Here is a 17826-nt window from a genome sequence, read left to right on the forward strand (position 1 = left end):
AGGACAAAATCGTTGATTGCAAAAAATCAGAACTTGTATTCCAGCATCCCGCTCAAGGTACGACCGCGAGCCAGGGACAGGTTGTTGACGTCACCCATCGCGACGAAATAGGCCTGATCGGTGGCGTTTTCCAGGGCCAGCGTCAGGTTGACCTGCGGGGTCATCCAGTAGCTGGCGAACAGGTCGTAGACCTTGTATTTCGGCCATACCGCCTGATCGAGCGTGGCGTAGGTCGGGGTATCCAGATTCGCGCCATTGCCTTTGCTGTAGCGCAAGCGGGCGCCGACATCGAGGGTGTTGTCGAGAAAGCGCATGCCCAGGGTCAGCGAACCACGGTCGGCCGGCATGTAGGTGGCGTTGCCCATGATGTTGCCGCAGTTGATCTGGTTGCTCATGGCGTCGTTGGGGACCGCCTGATTGACCGCGAACTGACGCATCACGATGCGGTTGCCCACCTGGACCGCGCGGGTCACCGTACCGACGCGCACGGTGCTTTTCGCACCGCCCATGTAGAACTGCTGCGAACAGAAGTCGTTGGTGCCGATCATGTGGGTGTAGGAGAGCCGGCCGTAATAGCGGCCTGCGTCGTAGTCCAGGGAATACTCGACCCCCCTGAAGCGCGTGGTCTCTTCGTTGTTCTGGTAAGCCATCCGGCCCAGACCGATGCCCGAAGCGGTTTCGTCCGGCAGGCTGACGTTGACATCGAGGAACGAGAAGTTGTCGATCCGCGTGTCGAAGTACGCCACTTTCAGACCGAAGCGGTCGCCATCACGCAGCAGCGATTCCTTGAAGATATTGAAGCCGAGCTCCCAATCGTGAGACGTCTCCGGCTTGAGATAAGGGTTGGGATACACCATCTCGGCGCCGCCGCCGGCGTGCGGACGACCGGTCATGAACACTTCGGTGACCGCCGGCGCACGCCAGCCACGCCCCCAGCGGGTGTAGAGCTGCAACCAGTCCACTCCCGGCTTGACGGCGATGCCGAAGGTCGGCGAGAAGCGGCCCTGTTCGGTGGTTTCATCGAAGATCAGGTGTTGCTGGCTCTTGACTATCCCGCCTGCCTCATAGGGGCCTTCGGGAAACATCCAGAGCGTCATGCCACTTTCGCCACTCAGTCGATACCGGTCATAGCGCAGACCGGCGTCCAGGGTCAGCCAGTCGTCATGTTCATACTGCGCCTGAGCAAAGAGGCTAGCCGTCAACTTCTTGCCTTCCGGGGTAGCCCCCTGCACATACGGATAGGCCTGTTCGTTGACCGTCGGAACACGATCAGTCGCCGGCTTGAACTCGTCCTGGAACAGCTCGGTGCCGTAGTCCAGGGTCAGCTTGTCCGTGGCGCCAATGTAGAAACGCGAAGTGTTCTGCAGTTGCAGGCCCCAGGTGTCAGTCTGGAAGCGGTCATTGTAGGCCCCGTACCAGTTTCCGCTGCCAATGCTCGCGGTGCTGCCGGCGTTCCAGCGGTCCATGCGGGTCCGCACGAAATAGACTTTCGCCTTCACATCGATCAGATCGTTGTCAGGGCTGAAGCTGTAGTCGATCGAAGCATTTTTCGCGTTGAGGTCGGTAGCGCCGCTTCGCTGGTAGTAGAACGAGTCACTCTCGTAATCGAACCAGGTCCAGGAGTCCTTGCTGTCCGTGTCGGTCTCGATGTAGTTGAACTGCACACGCTGGTCCTGGGGCAGATTGACCCCGACCTTGAACAGGCGCGAGCGGGTCACGCTGCCCATGTCGCCGACTTCGCTTTCCACCCAGTCGTTCCAGGCCTTCGGCCAGACTTCACGGGCGCGAATCTGGGTGCCCAGGTTGTCCTTGTCATTGGTACCGGCACGATAATCACCGAAGTGCCGCTCGCTGACACCCAGCAACAGGTCGCCCACTTCGTTGCCGAAGGCGAACAGCGCGCTGCCGTTGAAGTAGGTGCCGTTACCCAGCTCGCCGATGCCGTGACCAGCGCGGATGCGGCCGCCGTATTCCTTGTCGGGCCCCAGGAATTCGCTGGCCTGCACGGTGTTGAAGCTGGCGATACCACCCAGCACCCCTGCCCCGCCCATGCCTGACTGCGAGCCCTTTTCGATCTCCACCGAACTGATGAACTCGGGGTCCACCACCATGATGCCGTTACGCTGCTGGTGACCATTGACGTTGAAGTTCTGGCGCATGCCATCGATGTTCATGTTCACCCGGCCATAGTCCTGCACGCCACGGATGTTCACCGACAGGCCCGGATCGCGCTGGTTGACTGCGGTGTACACACCGGCGGTTTCTTCCAGCATGTCGGCGGCGTGACGTGGCGGGCGCTTGTCGATCTGGTCGCGGGTGATCACGCTGACCGAACGCGGCGCGGTATAGACCCAGTCGCCATCGCCTTGGGAGCGGATGCTGGTGGTGTTCAGTTCCAGGCTTTTGCCATCGCCACTCAAGCGTTCCAGACCAACCCGGTCATTGCCGCTGAAGCGGTAGCGCACCGGGTTGTCCTGCAGCAAGATTGCCAAGCCGTCCTCGGCGCTGTGCTCACCACTCAGACCAGCGCTGCGCAGCCCGGCCAGCTTGCGGCTGTCGAAGAACACCTGAACCTTGGCCTGCTCGGCGAAGGCGATGACGGCGCTGTCCAGAGACTGGGCCGGGATATCGAAACGGATCAGGGCGGTGCGCAGGGAAGCGCCGGTGTTCTGCTCTGCCGCATACACCGAGGCGATCCCCATCGGCAAGGTACACGCACCCAGCATCAGGCTGCTGGCCAGGGCAACCCGGTTGAACCGGGTACGTCGTTGTTGTGGAGTGGTCACGTGTGCTGCTCGCTGTGTTGGCGTTTTCTAGTAATGAAAATCAATCTCAACAATCAGACGAGTGGGGGCGGAAAAGTCAGTAAATAAATTTTCGGGGATGTGAGAAAAGGTTCGGGAGGGGCTTCCCGGCGCTCCCACGAGGGTGCATGCAGTTGCCCCCAACTGGAATTGAACCGGGCCTCAAAAATGTTCAGTAGATCAAGGTAAGACCAGGCAGATCCACGCGCTTGACCTTCAGTTCATCGGTAAGCATCACCAGTGACTGCTCGAGGTTGTCGAGACGGAACATGCCGCTCACCTCACGCCGAGCCAGCGATGAATCGCCGATCAGCACATGGCCACCGCGATAGCGGTTGATTTGCGCCACCACATCGGCCAGCGGTTCGCGCTCGAACAACAGCAGGCCGCGCTGCCAGGCGCTGGCCCGCAACGGGTCCTGCTCCGGCCAAGGGCGGATGCCCTGGGCATGGTCGTAGCGCAGGCTCTGGCCTTCTGTGAGCACCTGCTCCGCGATGCCTTTGAGTGGTCGCTCACCCAGGCTGACCCGGGTGCTGTGTTCGAGCATGCCGACCCAGCCGCCCTGTCCTTCGCCACCCACCACGAAACGCGTGCCCAGCGCCCGGGTGCTGGCACCGGCGTACTCGACCACGAATGGCCGTTTTTCCCGCTCACTGATCGGCGCCGCGTCGAACACCGCATCGCCCGCCAGCAGCTTCACCCGCCGCTCGCTGTCGCTGTAGGCCAGGCTGATAGCGCTGCCGCTGTCGAGATCGACCTTGCTGCCGTCGGGCAAGCTCACCTTGCGCACCTCGCCGACACCTGCCACGTAGTCGGCGCTCATGTGCAGGACCAGCTCCGGCCCACGATCGACGGCGAACACCGCCAGCAACAGCACCGCCGCGCTGTTGGCGACCCAGCGCAGACGCGAGCGACGCCGGCGCCCGCTGACCGGCCGCACCACGGCCGCAGCCGCTCGCGGCGCGCTGCTGGCAGGCCCGTCCAATGACCCCAACCGCCCCAGGTCGGCCCAGGTGCTGCGGGCAAACTCCAGCGCACGGGCATGGCGCGGATCGCTGTCGCGCCACTCGGCCAACGCCTGCATCTGTTCGGGGCTCAGGCATCCGGCATCCAGCAACACCGCCCACTCGGCGGCCTGCTCGCGAATTGCTTGCTCTGGCGGGATCTGGCTGGTCACACGGTTCTCTCGAATTCTGCTTATGTAAGGGCTGACGTCTGAAGGCGCATTTCCCAGTAAACCGTTCGTCATCCGGGCTCCTGCAAACACTGCATCACATAGGCCAACGCCTTGGAAAGGTGCTTCTGAACCGAGCTGTCGGAAATATCCAGGCGTTGGGCAACCTCGGCGTGGGTCAGGCCCTCCAGGCGATTGAGACGGAAGATTTCGCGGGTTCGCGGTGGCAACTCGTTCATGGCGGCACGCAACCGGCGCATGTGTTGCTCGGCAGCAGCGGTGTCCTCGACGCCAGGACTGTCTTCGACGATGCCTTCGAAGGCTTCGTGAGGCACCAGGTCAGTCTTGCGCCGCTGCTGCTGGCGCAGATGGTCGATCATCAGATTGTGCGCCGTGCGGTAGAGATAGGCCGGCGTGTTGTCGATGCGTTCAGTGCCCTGCTGTTCGGCCAGGCGCAGGAAGCTTTCCTGCACCAGGTCGGCGGCCAGTTGCGGGTCGCGAACCTTTCGCGTGAGCAGGCCCTGCAGGCTTTTCGCGTGCTTGAGGAACAGGCGCTTGAGATCGGACTCCGCCACGCGAACTCCAGGAGGCTATCGGGAAGGAGGCTGCATGCTACTCGTTGTTGAGAATCAGTTGCAAGAAGCCATCGCCCGATCTGTCACTCCTCGAACAGCGCGTCCAGTGCTTGCTCCAGGCGTGTCACTGCGATCACCTGCAGCCCTGGCGGAGACTCTTTCGGCGCGTTGCCCTTGGGCACGATGGCGCGCTTGAAACCGTGCTTGGCCGCTTCTTTCAGGCGCTCCTGGCCGCTCGGCACCGGGCGCACTTCACCGGACAAGCCGATCTCGCCGAACACCAGCAAACCATGGGACAACGGTTTGTTGCGCAGGCTCGACATCACCGCTGCCATCAGCGCGAGGTCGGAGGCGGTCTCCAGCACCTTCACCCCGCCGACCACGTTGAGGAACACGTCCTGGTCATGGGTAGGAATGCCACCGTGTCGATGCAGGACCGCCAGCAGCATGGCCAGGCGGTTCTGATCGAGACCAAGGGTGACCCGCCGCGGGTTCGCCAGGTGGCTGTCGTCCACCAGCGCCTGAACTTCCACCAGCATCGGCCTCGTACCTTCCCAGGTGGCCATAACCACGCTGCCCGGCACTTCTTCCTGGGCCCGGGTCAGAAAGATCGCCGAGGGGTTGGACACTTCCTTCAGGCCGCGATCGGTCATGCCGAACACGCCCAGTTCGTTGATCGCGCCGAAGCGGTTCTTCACCGCCCGCAGCAGGCGCAGGCGCCCGTCGGACTCGCCTTCGAAATACAGCACGGTGTCGACCATATGCTCCAGCACCCGCGGCCCGGCCAGCGCGCCCTCCTTGGTGACGTGGCCGACGAGGAAGATCGCCGTGCCGCTCTGCTTGGCGTAGCGCACCAGCAGCGCGGCGCTTTCGCGAACCTGGGCGACGCCGCCGGGGGCCGATTGCAGTTGCTCGGTGAAGATGGTCTGGATCGAGTCGATCACCATCACCTTGGGTTTCTCGACCCGGGCGGTGGCGATGATGGTTTCGATGCAGGTTTCGGTCATGACCCGCAGTTTGTCTTCCGGCAGCCCGAGGCGGCGGGCGCGCATGGCCACCTGCTGCTGGGATTCCTCGCCGGTGACGTACAGCGCCGGCATGCGCGTGGCGATATTGCAGAGGGTCTGCAAAAGGATGGTGGATTTGCCGATGCCGGGGTCGCCGCCAATCAACACTACAGAGCCGTCCACCAGGCCGCCACCGAGCACGCGGTCCAGCTCGGCGCTGGCGGTGGAGAAGCGCGGGATTTCTTCGACCGAGACTTCAGCCAGGGTCTTGATCTTCGCCTGCTCGCCGGCCCAGCCGCTGCGTCCGCTGGGGGCCGCGGCGCCGCCGCTTTCGATCATGGTTTCGGTCAGGGTATTCCAGGCACCGCACTCGCCGCACTGGCCAGCCCATTTCGGGAATGTCGCGCCGCACTCGGTGCAGCCGTACAACCGCTTGGCTTTGGCCATGGGGCAATCTCCTGGAAAAAGGAGCCATGATAGCCGCCGCACCGGGAAAGGTGCCAACGCGACCAAACCATTGGCTATGAGCGAGGTCATTTGCAAGCGGCGCAGCGCATGAAGCGAAAGGCTGATTTACACTGCGTTCACCCCTTCAATTGTTACAAGGAATAAACCATGGGCATGATCAATGAATTCAAGGCCTTCGCGGTCAAGGGCAATGTCGTGGACATGGCGGTCGGTATCATCATCGGCGCAGCCTTCGGCAAAATTGTTTCGTCTTTCGTAGGCGATGTGGTGATGCCACCGATCGGCCTGCTGATCGGCGGCGTCGATTTCAGTGATCTGGCGGTGACCCTGAAGGCGGCGGAAGGCGACATTCCGGCGGTGGTCCTGGCCTACGGCAAGTTCATCCAGACCATCATCGACTTCGTGATCGTGGCGTTCGCCATCTTCATGGGCGTCAAGGTCATCAACCGCCTCAAACGCGAAGAAGCCGTGGCGCCAAGCGCCCCACCCGCACCAACGCCGCAGGAAACCCTGCTGACCGAGATTCGCGATCTGCTCAAGGCACAGAACAACAAGCCCTGAATCCAGACGAAAAAAACGGCGCCCCACGGCGCTAATGCCAGTCAGTTAAACCCATTGGGGCCGCTTTGCGGCCCTTCGCGAGCAAGCTCGCTCCCACAGGATCTAGCCAAGGTGCCCGGTTGTGGGAGCGAGCTTGCTCGCGAAGGGCTGCAGAGCAGCCCCAATATAGGCGCTGGAACCCTAACTGACTGGCATTAGCGCCCCGAGGCGCCGTTTTTTATTGCCTGGCCTGATCGCTCACCAATAGGTTTCAACCGCCACCTGCCCTGGCCGCCGGCTCAGGCTCAGGTTCATCCCGCGGGCTTTCAGCACTTGCCGGGTGTCATCGATCATCTGCGGATTGCCGCACAGCATCACCCGCGAATGCTCCGGGGTCAGTTCCAGGCCGGCGGCGCGTTCCAGCTCGCCGTTTTCGATCAGCGTGGTGATGCGCCCGTTCAGCGCTCCCGGGTGCTGTTCGCGGGTCACCACCGGAATGAACTGCAACTTGCCGGCGTACTCGGCCAGGTACTCGCGCTGTTCCAACCCGGCGATCAACGACTGATAAGCCAACTCGCAGGACTCCCGCACTGAATACACCAGCTTGATGCTGTCGAAACGCTCCCAGGCCTCGAAGTCCTGCAGGATCGACAGGAACGGAGCGACCCCAGTGCCAGTGGCCAGCAGCCACAGATCACGCCCGTCGACAAAGCGGTCGAGGGTCAGGTAACCGAACGCCTGGCGGTCGATCAGCAACTCATCGCCTTCGCGCAGCCGGCTCAGTTCGCTGGTGAACTCCCCGCCCGGGACCACAATGGAGTAGAAGTCCAGGTGTTCGTCGAAGGGCGACGAGACCATCGAGTATGCGCGCCAGACCACACTGCCGTCGGCCTTGGTCACGCCAAGGCGGGCAAACTGCCCGGCGCGGAAACGGAAACCGCTGTCGCGCGTGGTGCGCAGGCTGAACAGGTTGGGGGTCAGCGGCTGGACATCGAGCAGGGTCTGGCGGGTGTATTTCTCCGCGCTGGCAGTCATGGTTGGCTCCGGAAATCAGGTGCGCCCAGTTTCGCGCAAAGCCGCAGGAATAAACACCGCCGGTTTGTGGTGACTTCCCTGAGGCACACCAAACATTGCGTTACGCCACTTAGCCTTTCGAAGCCATGACATACGTCAACTTATAGCGAAAAAAACCAATCGCCGTGTAGGACAATTCCTATACTCAGCGTGCACCATCGAGCAGTTGGATCCTTATATCAGGGAGCACCGTTGAGATGCCGCATTGGAAGCAGGATCAACTAGAACAACTGATCAGGGAGCACAACCCAGAACAATTGTTTCACCAGGCCCTGGCTCTGGCGCAGCAACTGGATATGGAATACCTGAGCCTGGTGGTGCAGAGCCAGGCCTCCGGCCTCACGCCGCAGACCCTCATGCTCAACAACTTTTCCGCCGAGTGGAACGACCACTACCGAGCCTGCAATTACCTTATCCAGGACCCGACCTTCACCCATTGCCGCCACTCGTTGATCCCGCTGCTGTGGGAAGACGAGGTGTTTCACGAAACCCCGCAACTGCGCATCGACGCCAAGGCTCACGGTCTGGTCTACGGCTGGAGCCAGGCGGCCCACGATATGCGCGGCAATAACAGTGTGCTGAGCCTGGTACGCAGCCGCGAGGCGGTCAGTGTCGCCGAGTTCTATGACAAGACCGGCCAGGCGCTGTGGCTGTGCAACGTCCTGCACACGCTGATGCTGGAACAGATCAACCCGCTCAAGCCCAACGGTTTCGGCTTGTCCGACCGGGAACGGGAGGTATTGAAATGGTCCGCCGCGGGCAAAACCGCCTCGGACATCGCCTGCATCCTCACCCTTTCGCAGAGCACCGTGAATTTCCACATCCGCAGCGTCATCACCAAAATGAACGCCAACAACAAGGCCGGCGCCGTGGCCCTCGCCGCGCTGCACGGTCTGCTCTGACCCCATTGGGCAATAAAGCCCTGTAGAATCGGCACCTGTCTGTCACCCCGCCTGCCCAGAGCAGCGCGGTGCACACCCATGCCCCAGAGCCCTCGTACCATGCCCCTGCTGAACAGCCCCTTTGCCGACCTCGACCTGATCCGCCAGCCCGAATACGCCAACGATCCCCTGCAAGCCTTCGACGCCGCCGACGAATACCTGCTGGAGCACCTGGCCGAACAGGCGCTGCCCGCCAGCACGCGGGTGCTGGTGCTCAATGACAGTTTCGGCGGACTGGCCATCAGCCTGCGGTCGCACTTCGCGGTGACCAGCAGCGGCGACTCATTCCTCGCCCGCCTGGGCCTGGAAAAGAACCTGCCGCGCAACGACCAGCCGTGGGACAGCGTGCCTTTCGTGCCGGCCAATGAAGCCTGGCAAGGCCCGTTCGATCACGTTCTGGTGCGCGTGCCGAAGACCCTGGCCCTGCTCGAAGAACAACTGATCCGCCTCCAAAGCCAGTTGGCGCCGGGCGCGCGGGTGGTGGCCGGGGCGATGATCAAGCACCTGCCACGAGCGGCCGGCGAATTGCTGGAAAAGTACATTGGCCCGATGCAGGCCTCGCTGGCCCAGAAAAAGGCCCGTCTGCTGATCGCCACCTACGAAGACAAGCCCCGCGCCGTCTCGCCTTACCCGAGCCGCTATCGCCTCGACAAACCGGCGTTGGAACTGCTCAACCATGCCAACGTGTTCTGCCGCGAAGGGCTGGATATCGGCACCCGCGCGTTCCTGCCGCACCTGCCGAAAAATCTCGGCAACGCCCGGGTCGCGGACCTTGGCTGTGGCAACGGCATCCTCGCCATCGCCAGTGCACTGGACAATCCACAGGCGCACTACACGTTGGTGGATGAGTCGTACATGGCGGTGCAATCGGCGCGGGAGAACTGGCAGGCGGCGCTGGGCGAGCGCGATGTGGAGGTGCGCGCGGCGGATGGTCTGGCCGGGCAGCCGGAGGATTCGCTGGATATCGTGCTGTGCAACCCGCCGTTCCACCAGCAGCAGGTGGTGGGCGATTTCATCGCCTGGCGGATGTTCCAGCAGGCGCGGGAAGCGCTGGTCACCGGCGGTTCGCTGTATGTCGTGGGTAACCGCCACCTGGGTTACCACACCAAGCTGGCGCGGTTGTTCCGGGGCGTGGAGCAGGTGGCGGCAACGCAGAAGTTCGTGGTGCTCAAGGCGCGCAAGTGATGCCGGCGATCGCGACGGTTCGCTGAACCGTCGCGAATAGCGGCAGGGCTAGTGCGTGGTCAATCCCGCCGCACTCATGAACATCCGCATCAACCACGCCACCACCGCGAGGGTCGCGACGCTGGCGGTCCAGATCAACGCCAGCCAGCCGAGCCGCTGCCACAGCGGCTTTTTCTCGGCGTCGAAGGTGTCTTTACCGGTCATGTCCTGAACCCTCCTAGTGGTAGCCGTCTTCGTGGGTCACCTTGCCGCGGAACACGTAGTAGCTCCAGTAGGTGTAACCCAGGATGAACGGCAGGATAAACAGCGTGCCTACCAGCATGAAGCCCTGGCTCTGCGGCGGCGCGGCGGCGTCCCAGATCGAGATCGACGGCGGGATGATGTTCGGCCACAGGCTGATGCCAAGCCCGCTGTAGCCGAGGAAGATCAGCACCAGGGTCAGCAGGAACGGCGTGTAGTGCGCATTGCGCGCCACCGCCCGAAGCAGGCCGTAGAACGTCACCATCACCAGCAATGGCACCGGCATGAACCACAGCAGGTTGGGCATGCTGAACCAGCGTTTGGCGATGTCCGGGTAGGCCAGCGGTGTCCACAGGCTGACCACGCCGATCACCGCCAGCAACACCAGCGCCAGCGGCCGCGCCAGGTTATGCATCTGCTCCTGCAGCTTGCCTTCGGTTTTCATGATCAACCAGGTGCAGCCGAGCAACGCGTAGGCGACGATCAGGCCCAGGCCGCTGAACAGCGCGAACGGGGTCAGCCAGTCCAGGGTGCCGCCGACGAACTGGCGGTCCACCACCTTGAAGCCCTCGATGAAGGCACCCAACGCCACGCCCTGGAAGAAGGTCGCCACCAGCGAACCGCCGATGAATGCCTTGTCCCACAGGTGGCGCTTGTCGGCCTTGGCCTTGAAGCGGAACTCGAAGGCCACGCCGCGGAAGATCAGCCCCACCAGCATCAGCATCAATGGCAGGTACAGCGCCGACAGCACCACCGCGTAGGCCAGTGGAAAGGCCCCGAACAGCGCCGCGCCGCCCAGCACCAGCCAGGTTTCGTTGCCGTCCCAGACCGGCGCGACGGTGTTCATCATCACGTCGCGGTCGCTTTCGCCCTTGACGAAGGGAAAGAGGATGCCGATGCCGAGGTCGAAGCCGTCCATGACCACGTACATCATGATCCCGAAGATGATGACCACAGCCCAGATCAGTGGAAGATCAATACCCATGATTCAGTGTCCTTTGTTCAGGCTGGCGCCTTCTTCGTGATCGTCGTCGGCAGCCGACAACGGCCGCGCCGGGGTGCGTGGCTGGCCAGGGCCGCCCGGATTGGTTTCCTCGCCTTCGCCGGTCTTCGGCCCTTTGCGCACCAGGCGCATCATGTAGCCGAGGCCCGCACCGAACAGGGCGAAATAAACCACCACGAACATCACCAGGGTGATCCCCAGTTGGGCGTAGCTGTGATTGGACGCGCCATCGGCGGTACGCATCAGTCCGTAGACCACCCACGGCTGGCGACCGACTTCAGTGGTGAACCAGCCCGCGAGAATGGCGATCAACCCGGACGGGCCCATCCACAACGTCAGGTAGAGGAACGGCCGCGAGCTGTACAAGGTGCCGCGCTTGCGCAGCCAGACACTCCACAGCCCCACCGCGATCATCAGCATGCCGAGGCCGACCATGATCCGGAATGACCAGAACACCACCGTGGAATTGGGCCGGTCTTCTGGCGGGAAGTCCTTCATCGCCGGCACCTGCTTGTCCAGGCTGTGGGTCAGGATCAGGCTGCCCAGCGCCGGGATTTCCAGCTTGAAGCGGGTGGTTTCGGCCTTCATGTCGGGGATGCCGAACAGGATCAGCGGGGTCGGCTCGTCGCCGACGTTCTCCCAGTGGCCTTCGATGGCGGCGATTTTCACCGGCTGGTGCTTGAGGGTGTTGAGGCCGTGGAAGTCGCCGATCACCGCCTGGATAGGCGCGACGATCAGGGCCATCCACATGGCCATCGACAACATTTTGCGGATCGCCGGGTTATCGCGACCGCGCAACAAGTGCCAGGCCGCCGAGGCGCCGACGAAGAACGCGGTGGCGACGAACGCGGCCGTGGCCATGTGCATCAGGCGGTAGGGGAACGACGGGTTGAAGATCACCGCCAGCCAATCCACCGGGATCACCCGGCCATCGATGATTTCGTAGCCCTGGGGCGTCTGCATCCAGCTGTTGGACGCAAGGATCCAGAACGTCGAGACCAGCGTGCCGATGGCCACCATGACCGTGGCGAAGAAGTGCAGGCCGCGACCCACGCGGTTCCAGCCGAAGAGCATGACGCCGAGGAAACCGGCTTCGAGGAAGAACGCGGTGAGCACCTCGTAGGTGAGCAAGGGCCCGGTGACCGCGCCGGCAAAGTCGGAGAAGCGGCTCCAGTTGGTGCCGAACTGGTAGGCCATCACCAGCCCGGAGACCACCCCCATGCCGAAGTTGACGGCGAAGATCTTCGACCAGAAATGGTAGAGATCGCGGTAGACGTTCTGGTTGGTTTTCAGCCACAGGCCTTCGAGCACCGCCAGGTAGCTGGCGAGACCGATGGTGATGGCCGGGAACAGGATGTGAAAGGACACGGTAAACGCGAACTGGATTCGGGCGAGATCGAGTGCCTCTGATCCGAACATAGTGCTTCCTCTTTCAGGTAATCCGGCGTCAGGGTCCGTTGCCTTGGCGCCAACTGCCCCTACGGTGGTTGAGTGCGGCAAGTTGGAATTGTTCTGAAAACTTTCGCACCACAGGGATTTCGGCCCGAAGGCCCATCGCTGACGCACCAATCGTTGCAAATACAACTATTGATCCAGATCAATGACAGGGAGAAAGGATAGTCGCGAAGACGCCGCCCGGTTGTGTGGTGCGTTGCCGCGTGACCGGTTGCCTCACCCCCCTTTACGAAAAGGTGAATCAGTGCGCTGACCGCACGACTACGGCGCACTCTGCAACCTTTTGTTACAGCCCGGTGTTAACCTGCAACGCCCCTCCCCTCATGAAGGCCCGGCAGTCCGTCATGTCAGCACACGCACCGTTGTTGCTTCGTCATCACCGTCCGTTTCTTTCGTTCTGGCTGGCCCGGGTGTTCACCGCCAGCGGTTTCCAGATGCTCACCGTGGCCATCGGCTGGCACCTCTACCAGTTGACCGGCAACGTGCTGGACCTGGGCCTCGTCGGTTTGGTGGAGTTCGCACCACGGGTGCTGTTCATGCTGCACACCGGGCATGTCGCCGACCGCTACGACCGCCGCCGCGTCGCCGCGCTGTGCCAGAGCCTGCAGGCGATGATCGCCCTGGCCCTGGCGATCGCCAGCAGCACCGACTCGGTGAGCCGCGAATTGATCTTCGTACTGGCCTTCCTGCTCGGCAGCGCCCGCTCCTTCGAGATGCCGGCGACCCAGGCGCTGCTGCCCAACGTGGTGCCGGCTGAGCTGTTCCCACGGGCGGTGGCGGCGTCGGCCTCGGCGATGCAGTCGGCAACCATCGTCGCGCCGGCAGCGGGCGGCTTTCTTTACGCCTTCGGCAGCGTCTGGGTGTACGGCCCGACGGTGTGCCTGTACGTGATCGCCTGCTGCCTGACCCTCGGCCTGACCTCGCGCCAGACCCCGCTGACCCAAGGCCGCGCCAGCCTGGAATCGCTGCTGGCAGGGATTCGCTTTATCCGCAGCCGCCCGGACATCCTCGGCGCCATCTCCCTCGACCTGTTCGCCGTGCTGCTCGGCGGCGCCACCGCGTTGCTGCCGGTGTTCGCCAAGGACATCCTGCTGACCGGGCCGTGGGGCCTGGGCTTGCTGCGCTCGGCGCCGGCGGTGGGCGCGCTGTTGATGTCGGTGTGGCTGGCGCGCTTCCCGGTGGAACGCAAAGTGGGCCGGGTGATGTTCACCGCGGTGGGCGTGTTCGGCGTGGCGACCATCGCCTTCGGCCTGTCCACCTCGTTCTGGTTCTCCCTCGCGGTGCTGGCCGTGCTCGGCGCGGCAGACATGATCAGCATGGTGATCCGCAGCTCCTTCGTGCAACTGGAGACCCCGGACGAAATGCGCGGGCGGGTGAGCGCGGTGAATGGCCTGTTCATTGGTGCTTCGAATCAGTTGGGCGAGTTCGAATCGGGGGTGACGGCGCACTGGTTCGGGACCGTGCCGGCGGTGGTGATGGGCGGTGTGGGAACGCTGCTGGTGACCGGGGTGTGGATCAAATTGTTCCCGACACTGGCAGGGCGGGACCATATGCACAGCCGGCGCTCGGACACCTGAGTCGAGATCGCCAAGCCCCCGCCCCGCCGGCGGTCCGGCGCATTACCCTCGGCCAATCATGCTGGTATGATGCGCGGCTTTTTTCCGACCAGTAAAAATCACGGAAAGGCCGGGAGCTTTGTGCTTTTCTGACTGGGTCGACAATTTTTGGCGCCACATCGCGCCACGGGGAGCAGGGCATGCTGGAAAGGCTGTTTCAACTAAAAGCACACAACACCAATGTGCGGACCGAGATCCTGGCGGGCGTCACCACGTTCCTGGCCATGGCCTACATTCTCTTCGTCAACCCGAGCATCCTCGGTGAGACCGGCATGGACAAAGGCGCGCTGTTCGTCGCCACCTGCCTGGCCGCAGCGATCGGCTCGACCACCATGGGCCTGATCGCCAACTACCCGATCGCCCTGGCGCCGGGCATGGGCCTCAACGCCTTCTTCACCTACACCGTGGTGCTGCACCTGGGCCACACCTGGCAGGTGGCGCTGGGCGCGGTCTTCATCTCGGCGGTGATGTTCTTCCTGCTGTCGATCTTCCGCATCCGCGAATGGATCGTGAACAGCATCCCGCTGCCACTGCGCTCGGCGATCGCCGCCGGTATCGGCCTGTTCCTGGCGCTGATCGCCCTGCATAACGCCGGCATCGTCGTCGATAACCCGGCCACCCTGGTTGGCCTGGGCGACCTCAAGCAACCCGCGCCGATCCTCGCCACCCTGGGCTTCTTCCTGATCGTTGCGCTGGAAGCGCTGAAGGTCCGTGGCGCGGTGCTGATCGGCATCCTCGCCGTGACCATCGCTTCCATCGCCCTGGGCGTCACGCCCTTCGGCGGCGTGGTGTCGATGCCGCCGTCGCTGGCGCCGACCTTCCTGCAACTGGACATCAAGGGTGCGCTGGACGTTGGCCTGATCAGCGTGATCTTCGCCTTCCTGTTCGTCGACCTGTTCGACAACTCCGGCACCCTGATCGGCGTTGCCAAGCGCGCCGGCCTGATGGGCAAGGACGGCCACATGCCGAAGATGGGCCGTGCGCTGATCGCCGACAGTACCGCCGCCATGGCCGGTTCGCTGCTGGGTACGTCGACCACCACCAGCTACATCGAATCGGCAGCGGGCGTCAGCGCCGGCGGCCGCACCGGTCTGACCGCCATCGTCGTCGCCATCCTGTTCCTCCTGGCCCTGTTCTTCGCCCCGCTGGCGGGTAGCGTGCCGGCCTTCGCCACCGCGCCTGCGCTGCTGTTCGTCGCCGTGCTGATGGCCTCGGGCCTGGCGGAAATCAACTGGGACGACATCACCGAAGCCGCACCCGTGGTGATCACCGCCCTGGCTATGCCGCTGACCTACTCCATCGCCAACGGCATCGCCTTCGGCTTCATCTCCTGGACGGCGATCAAGCTGCTGTCGGGCCGCCGTGGCGACCTGAACCCGGCGCTGGTGATCCTGTCCATTCTGTTCGTCATCAAGCTGGGCTGGTTCAACGCATGAGTGCTGTCTTCGACCCTTCCACCTACGACCAGCAACTCGCGGCCAAGGTCGAGCGCCTGCGCGAGTTGCTGGCGCCGTTCGACGCGCCGGAGCCGGCGGTATTCGATTCGCCGCGCGAGCACTACCGCCTGCGCGCCGAGTTCCGCCTGTGGCGCCAGGACGGCCAGCGCCATTACGCGATGTTCGCGCCAGGGGAGAAACACACGCCGATCCTGATCGACGACTTCCCCATCGCCAGCCTGCGGATCAACGAGCTGATGCCACGCATGAAAGCCGCGTGGCAGGCCAGCGAGGCGCTGAGCAACAAGCTGTTCCAGGTGGAATTCCTCACCACCCTGGCCGGCGACGCGATGATCACCCTGTGCTACCACCGCCCGCTGGACGCAGAGTGGGAGGCAGCGGCGCAGCAACTGTCTGCCGACCTGGGCGCGAGCATCATTGGTCGCTCCAAGGGCAAGCGCCTGGTGATCGGTCGTGATTACGCGGTGGAAGAACTGCAGGTGGCGGGTCGCGACTTCCGCTACCGCCAGCCGGAAGGCGCGTTCACCCAGCCCAACGGCCAGGTGAACCAGAAAATGCTGGGCTGGGCCTTCGATGCGCTGGGCGAGCGTGAAGATGACCTGCTGGAGCTGTATTGCGGCAACGGCAACTTCACCCTGCCGCTGGCGACCCGGGTGCGCAAGGTGCTGGCCACCGAGATCAGCAAGACCTCGGTGAACGCGGCGCTGCACAACCTGGACGACAACGGCGTGGACAACGTGCGGCTGGTGCGGCTGTCGGCCGAAGAGCTGACCGAAGCGCTGAACGAAGTGCGACCGTTCCGCCGCCTGGAAGGCATCGACCTGAAGAGCTACGCGTTCGGCAGCGTGTTCGTCGACCCGCCGCGCGCCGGCATGGACCCGGACACCTGCGAACTGACCCGGCGCTTCGACAACATCCTGTACATCTCCTGCAACCCGGAGACACTGGCGGCCAACATCGCCCAGTTGCAGGACACCCACCGGATCGAGCGCTGTGCGTTGTTCGATCAGTTCCCGTACACCCATCATATGGAAAGTGGGGTGTTGCTGGTTCGGCGGTAATCAAGGTCGGGCCTGCTTTGCAGGCCCGACAGCTATCAAGCCATCAACAACGGCACCAACTGGTCCGCATCGGTCAACGCCCCATGGTGCCCCTGCCAACGACTGGCATCGCGCTCCATCTCACTGCGAATGATCCCGCCGGCTCCGGTCGGAATCACGATCAGATCACCGATCCGCGCCTCCGCCTGGCTCAACACCACAGCGCCGAACAGGCCGCTGCCAATCGCATCGGCCTTGCTCAACACCTGATAACCGTCTCCCAACCGTCCGCGCCAGCGCTCCTGTACCCGATCCTGATGGGGCCCGCCGGTGTAGACATGCCGTGCGCGAATATCCCCGGCCAGCGCCAGCACATCCTCCCGCAACCCCGGCTCGCGGTCGAAATCCACCACTGCGACACTGTCCAGCGCCAGCATGCCGTGGTCAGCCGTCACCAGCAGTTGCGCGCCAGCAGGTAGCTGGCGGTAGATGCTTTCGGCCAGCCGGTCGGCATTGCGCAGTTGCACCAGCCACTGCTCGGTGCCAGGGCCGCAGAGGTGCCCGACAAAATCCAGGTCGCCGAAATAGGCAAAGCAGAACGACGCCGCATCCAGCGTCAGCGCCTGACGCACCAGCGCCGGGTAGGCCTCGTAGCTGGGCGCGCCGAGAATCTGCGCGCCTTTGTAGATCGCCCGGGTATAGGGGGAATCGGCAAAGCGCGCCGACATCACCGTACTGATCCGCACGCCCTGTTCGATGGCCTGTTCCCAGGCGGTCTGCGGAACGATGAACTGCTCCGGCGGCGGTGGCGCCGTGACCTGCCGTTCAGACGCGAAGGGCGCGCAGGTCCAGCTCAGCGGTGAAAACTCGCTGCCGGCATCCAGCGCAAAGCTGCAACCGACAATGCCATGAGCGCCGCTGCCCAGGCCCGAGGCCAACGCCGCCAGGCTTGACGCGGTGGTCGCGGGAAAGCCAACGCGGAACACCCCTTCCGGGCGCATCAACGAGGCAAGGAACGGCGCATGCCGGGCATGCTCTTGAAGCAGGTGCTGGCCCAGCCCGTCGATCAACAACAGGCAGGTGGCGGGCGACGGCGCCAGACCGAACGGATTGCGGAAACCCTCCGCCCCCAGCCCCGACAGGATCGACTGAGTCAGACTGGCCAGCCCTGGCCACGTCAGTTCGTCCGTCACTTGTGCTTGAAAAGCCATCCCTCGCCCCTCCTCCTCTGGTGAACCACAAGGTTT

At 63.5% G+C, this 17826-nt stretch carries 15 protein-coding genes; 6 read left to right on the forward strand and 9 right to left on the reverse strand.

Annotated elements, in window-relative coordinates; genetic code table 11:
• Window positions 1-26: 26 nt before the first annotated feature.
• The 4 genes from HWV67_RS25645 to radA all read right to left on the reverse strand — a co-directional run bounded on the left by HWV67_RS25645 (window position 27) and on the right by radA (window position 6007).
• A complete protein-coding gene (locus HWV67_RS25645; protein WP_175653377.1) occupies window positions 27-2726 on the reverse strand; it encodes a TonB-dependent receptor in 2700 nt (899 codons plus the stop codon).
• A gap of 250 nt (window positions 2727-2976) precedes the next feature.
• Entirely contained in the window at window positions 2977-3981 is a 1005-nt protein-coding gene (locus tag HWV67_RS25650; RefSeq protein ID WP_175653286.1) for a FecR family protein, read from the reverse strand.
• A gap of 68 nt (window positions 3982-4049) precedes the next feature.
• The gene (locus tag HWV67_RS25655) at window positions 4050-4553 is read right to left on the reverse strand and encodes an RNA polymerase sigma factor (protein WP_175653287.1); all 504 of its coding nucleotides are present in this window, start codon (window positions 4551-4553) and stop codon (window positions 4050-4052) included.
• An 83-nt stretch (window positions 4554-4636) separates the two neighbouring features.
• Window positions 4637-6007, reverse strand: coding sequence for a DNA repair protein RadA (gene radA / locus HWV67_RS25660; protein WP_175653288.1), 1371 nt, complete (start codon window positions 6005-6007; stop codon window positions 4637-4639).
• 168 nt (window positions 6008-6175) lie between these two features.
• Between radA and mscL the strand changes: the two genes are divergently transcribed.
• Window positions 6176-6589 carry a large-conductance mechanosensitive channel protein MscL gene (gene mscL, locus HWV67_RS25665; protein WP_175653289.1) on the forward strand — a complete coding sequence of 138 codons (414 nt, stop codon included), beginning with the start codon at window positions 6176-6178 and terminating at the stop codon, window positions 6587-6589.
• Window positions 6590-6826: 237 nt separating this feature from the next.
• Here the strand turns inward: mscL and HWV67_RS25670 are convergent, their stop codons facing one another.
• A complete protein-coding gene (locus HWV67_RS25670) occupies window positions 6827-7603 on the reverse strand; it encodes a ferredoxin--NADP reductase (protein WP_175653290.1) in 777 nt (258 codons plus the stop codon).
• Window positions 7604-7839: 236 nt separating this feature from the next.
• On the opposite strand from HWV67_RS25670, the gene HWV67_RS25675 reads away from it, so the two are divergent.
• Together HWV67_RS25675 and HWV67_RS25680 are read left to right on the forward strand one after the other, a co-directional pair.
• A complete protein-coding gene (locus tag HWV67_RS25675; protein WP_175653291.1) occupies window positions 7840-8544 on the forward strand; it encodes an autoinducer binding domain-containing protein in 705 nt (234 codons plus the stop codon).
• A gap of 99 nt (window positions 8545-8643) precedes the next feature.
• Window positions 8644-9768: a methyltransferase gene (locus tag HWV67_RS25680; protein WP_175653292.1), complete on the forward strand. Its 1125-nt coding sequence runs from the start codon at window positions 8644-8646 to the stop codon at window positions 9766-9768.
• A gap of 48 nt (window positions 9769-9816) precedes the next feature.
• Here HWV67_RS25680 and HWV67_RS25685 read toward each other — a convergent pair whose 3' ends face one another.
• From HWV67_RS25685 to HWV67_RS25695, 3 genes are read right to left on the reverse strand one after another with little or no spacing between them, the layout of a single operon-like run.
• Window positions 9817-9972 carry a DUF2474 domain-containing protein gene (locus HWV67_RS25685; protein WP_095159914.1) on the reverse strand — a complete coding sequence of 52 codons (156 nt, stop codon included), beginning with the start codon at window positions 9970-9972 and terminating at the stop codon, window positions 9817-9819.
• A 13-nt stretch (window positions 9973-9985) separates the two neighbouring features.
• Window positions 9986-10993 (reverse strand): cytochrome d ubiquinol oxidase subunit II, encoded by a 1008-nt coding sequence (gene cydB, locus HWV67_RS25690; protein WP_175653293.1) that lies wholly within the window; start codon window positions 10991-10993, stop codon window positions 9986-9988.
• Window positions 10994-10996: 3 nt separating this feature from the next.
• Window positions 10997-12430, reverse strand: coding sequence for a cytochrome ubiquinol oxidase subunit I (locus HWV67_RS25695; protein ID WP_175653294.1), 1434 nt, complete (start codon window positions 12428-12430; stop codon window positions 10997-10999).
• 380 nt (window positions 12431-12810) lie between these two features.
• On the opposite strand from HWV67_RS25695, the gene HWV67_RS25700 reads away from it, so the two are divergent.
• From HWV67_RS25700 to trmA, 3 genes are all read left to right on the forward strand, one after another.
• Complete coding sequence (locus HWV67_RS25700; RefSeq protein ID WP_175653295.1) at window positions 12811-14043, forward strand: MFS transporter; 1233 nt, start codon at window positions 12811-12813, stop codon at window positions 14041-14043.
• Window positions 14044-14222: 179 nt separating this feature from the next.
• Window positions 14223-15518, forward strand: coding sequence for an NCS2 family permease (locus HWV67_RS25705; protein WP_175653296.1), 1296 nt, complete (start codon window positions 14223-14225; stop codon window positions 15516-15518).
• Window positions 15515-16600 carry a tRNA (uridine(54)-C5)-methyltransferase TrmA gene (gene trmA, locus HWV67_RS25710; RefSeq protein ID WP_175653297.1) on the forward strand — a complete coding sequence of 362 codons (1086 nt, stop codon included), beginning with the start codon at window positions 15515-15517 and terminating at the stop codon, window positions 16598-16600. The genes HWV67_RS25705 and trmA overlap by 4 nt, the downstream gene beginning before the upstream one ends.
• A gap of 35 nt (window positions 16601-16635) precedes the next feature.
• On the opposite strand, the gene HWV67_RS25715 is transcribed toward trmA, so the two are convergent.
• On the reverse strand, window positions 16636-17790 hold the full coding sequence (locus HWV67_RS25715) for an alkaline phosphatase family protein (protein WP_175653298.1): 1155 nt from the start codon (window positions 17788-17790) through the stop codon (window positions 16636-16638).
• Between the last annotated feature and the right edge of the window lie 36 nt (window positions 17791-17826).

Source organism: Pseudomonas sp. Marseille-P9899 (genome assembly GCF_903166565.1).
GTDB lineage: Bacteria > Pseudomonadota > Gammaproteobacteria > Pseudomonadales > Pseudomonadaceae > Aquipseudomonas > Aquipseudomonas huaxiensis.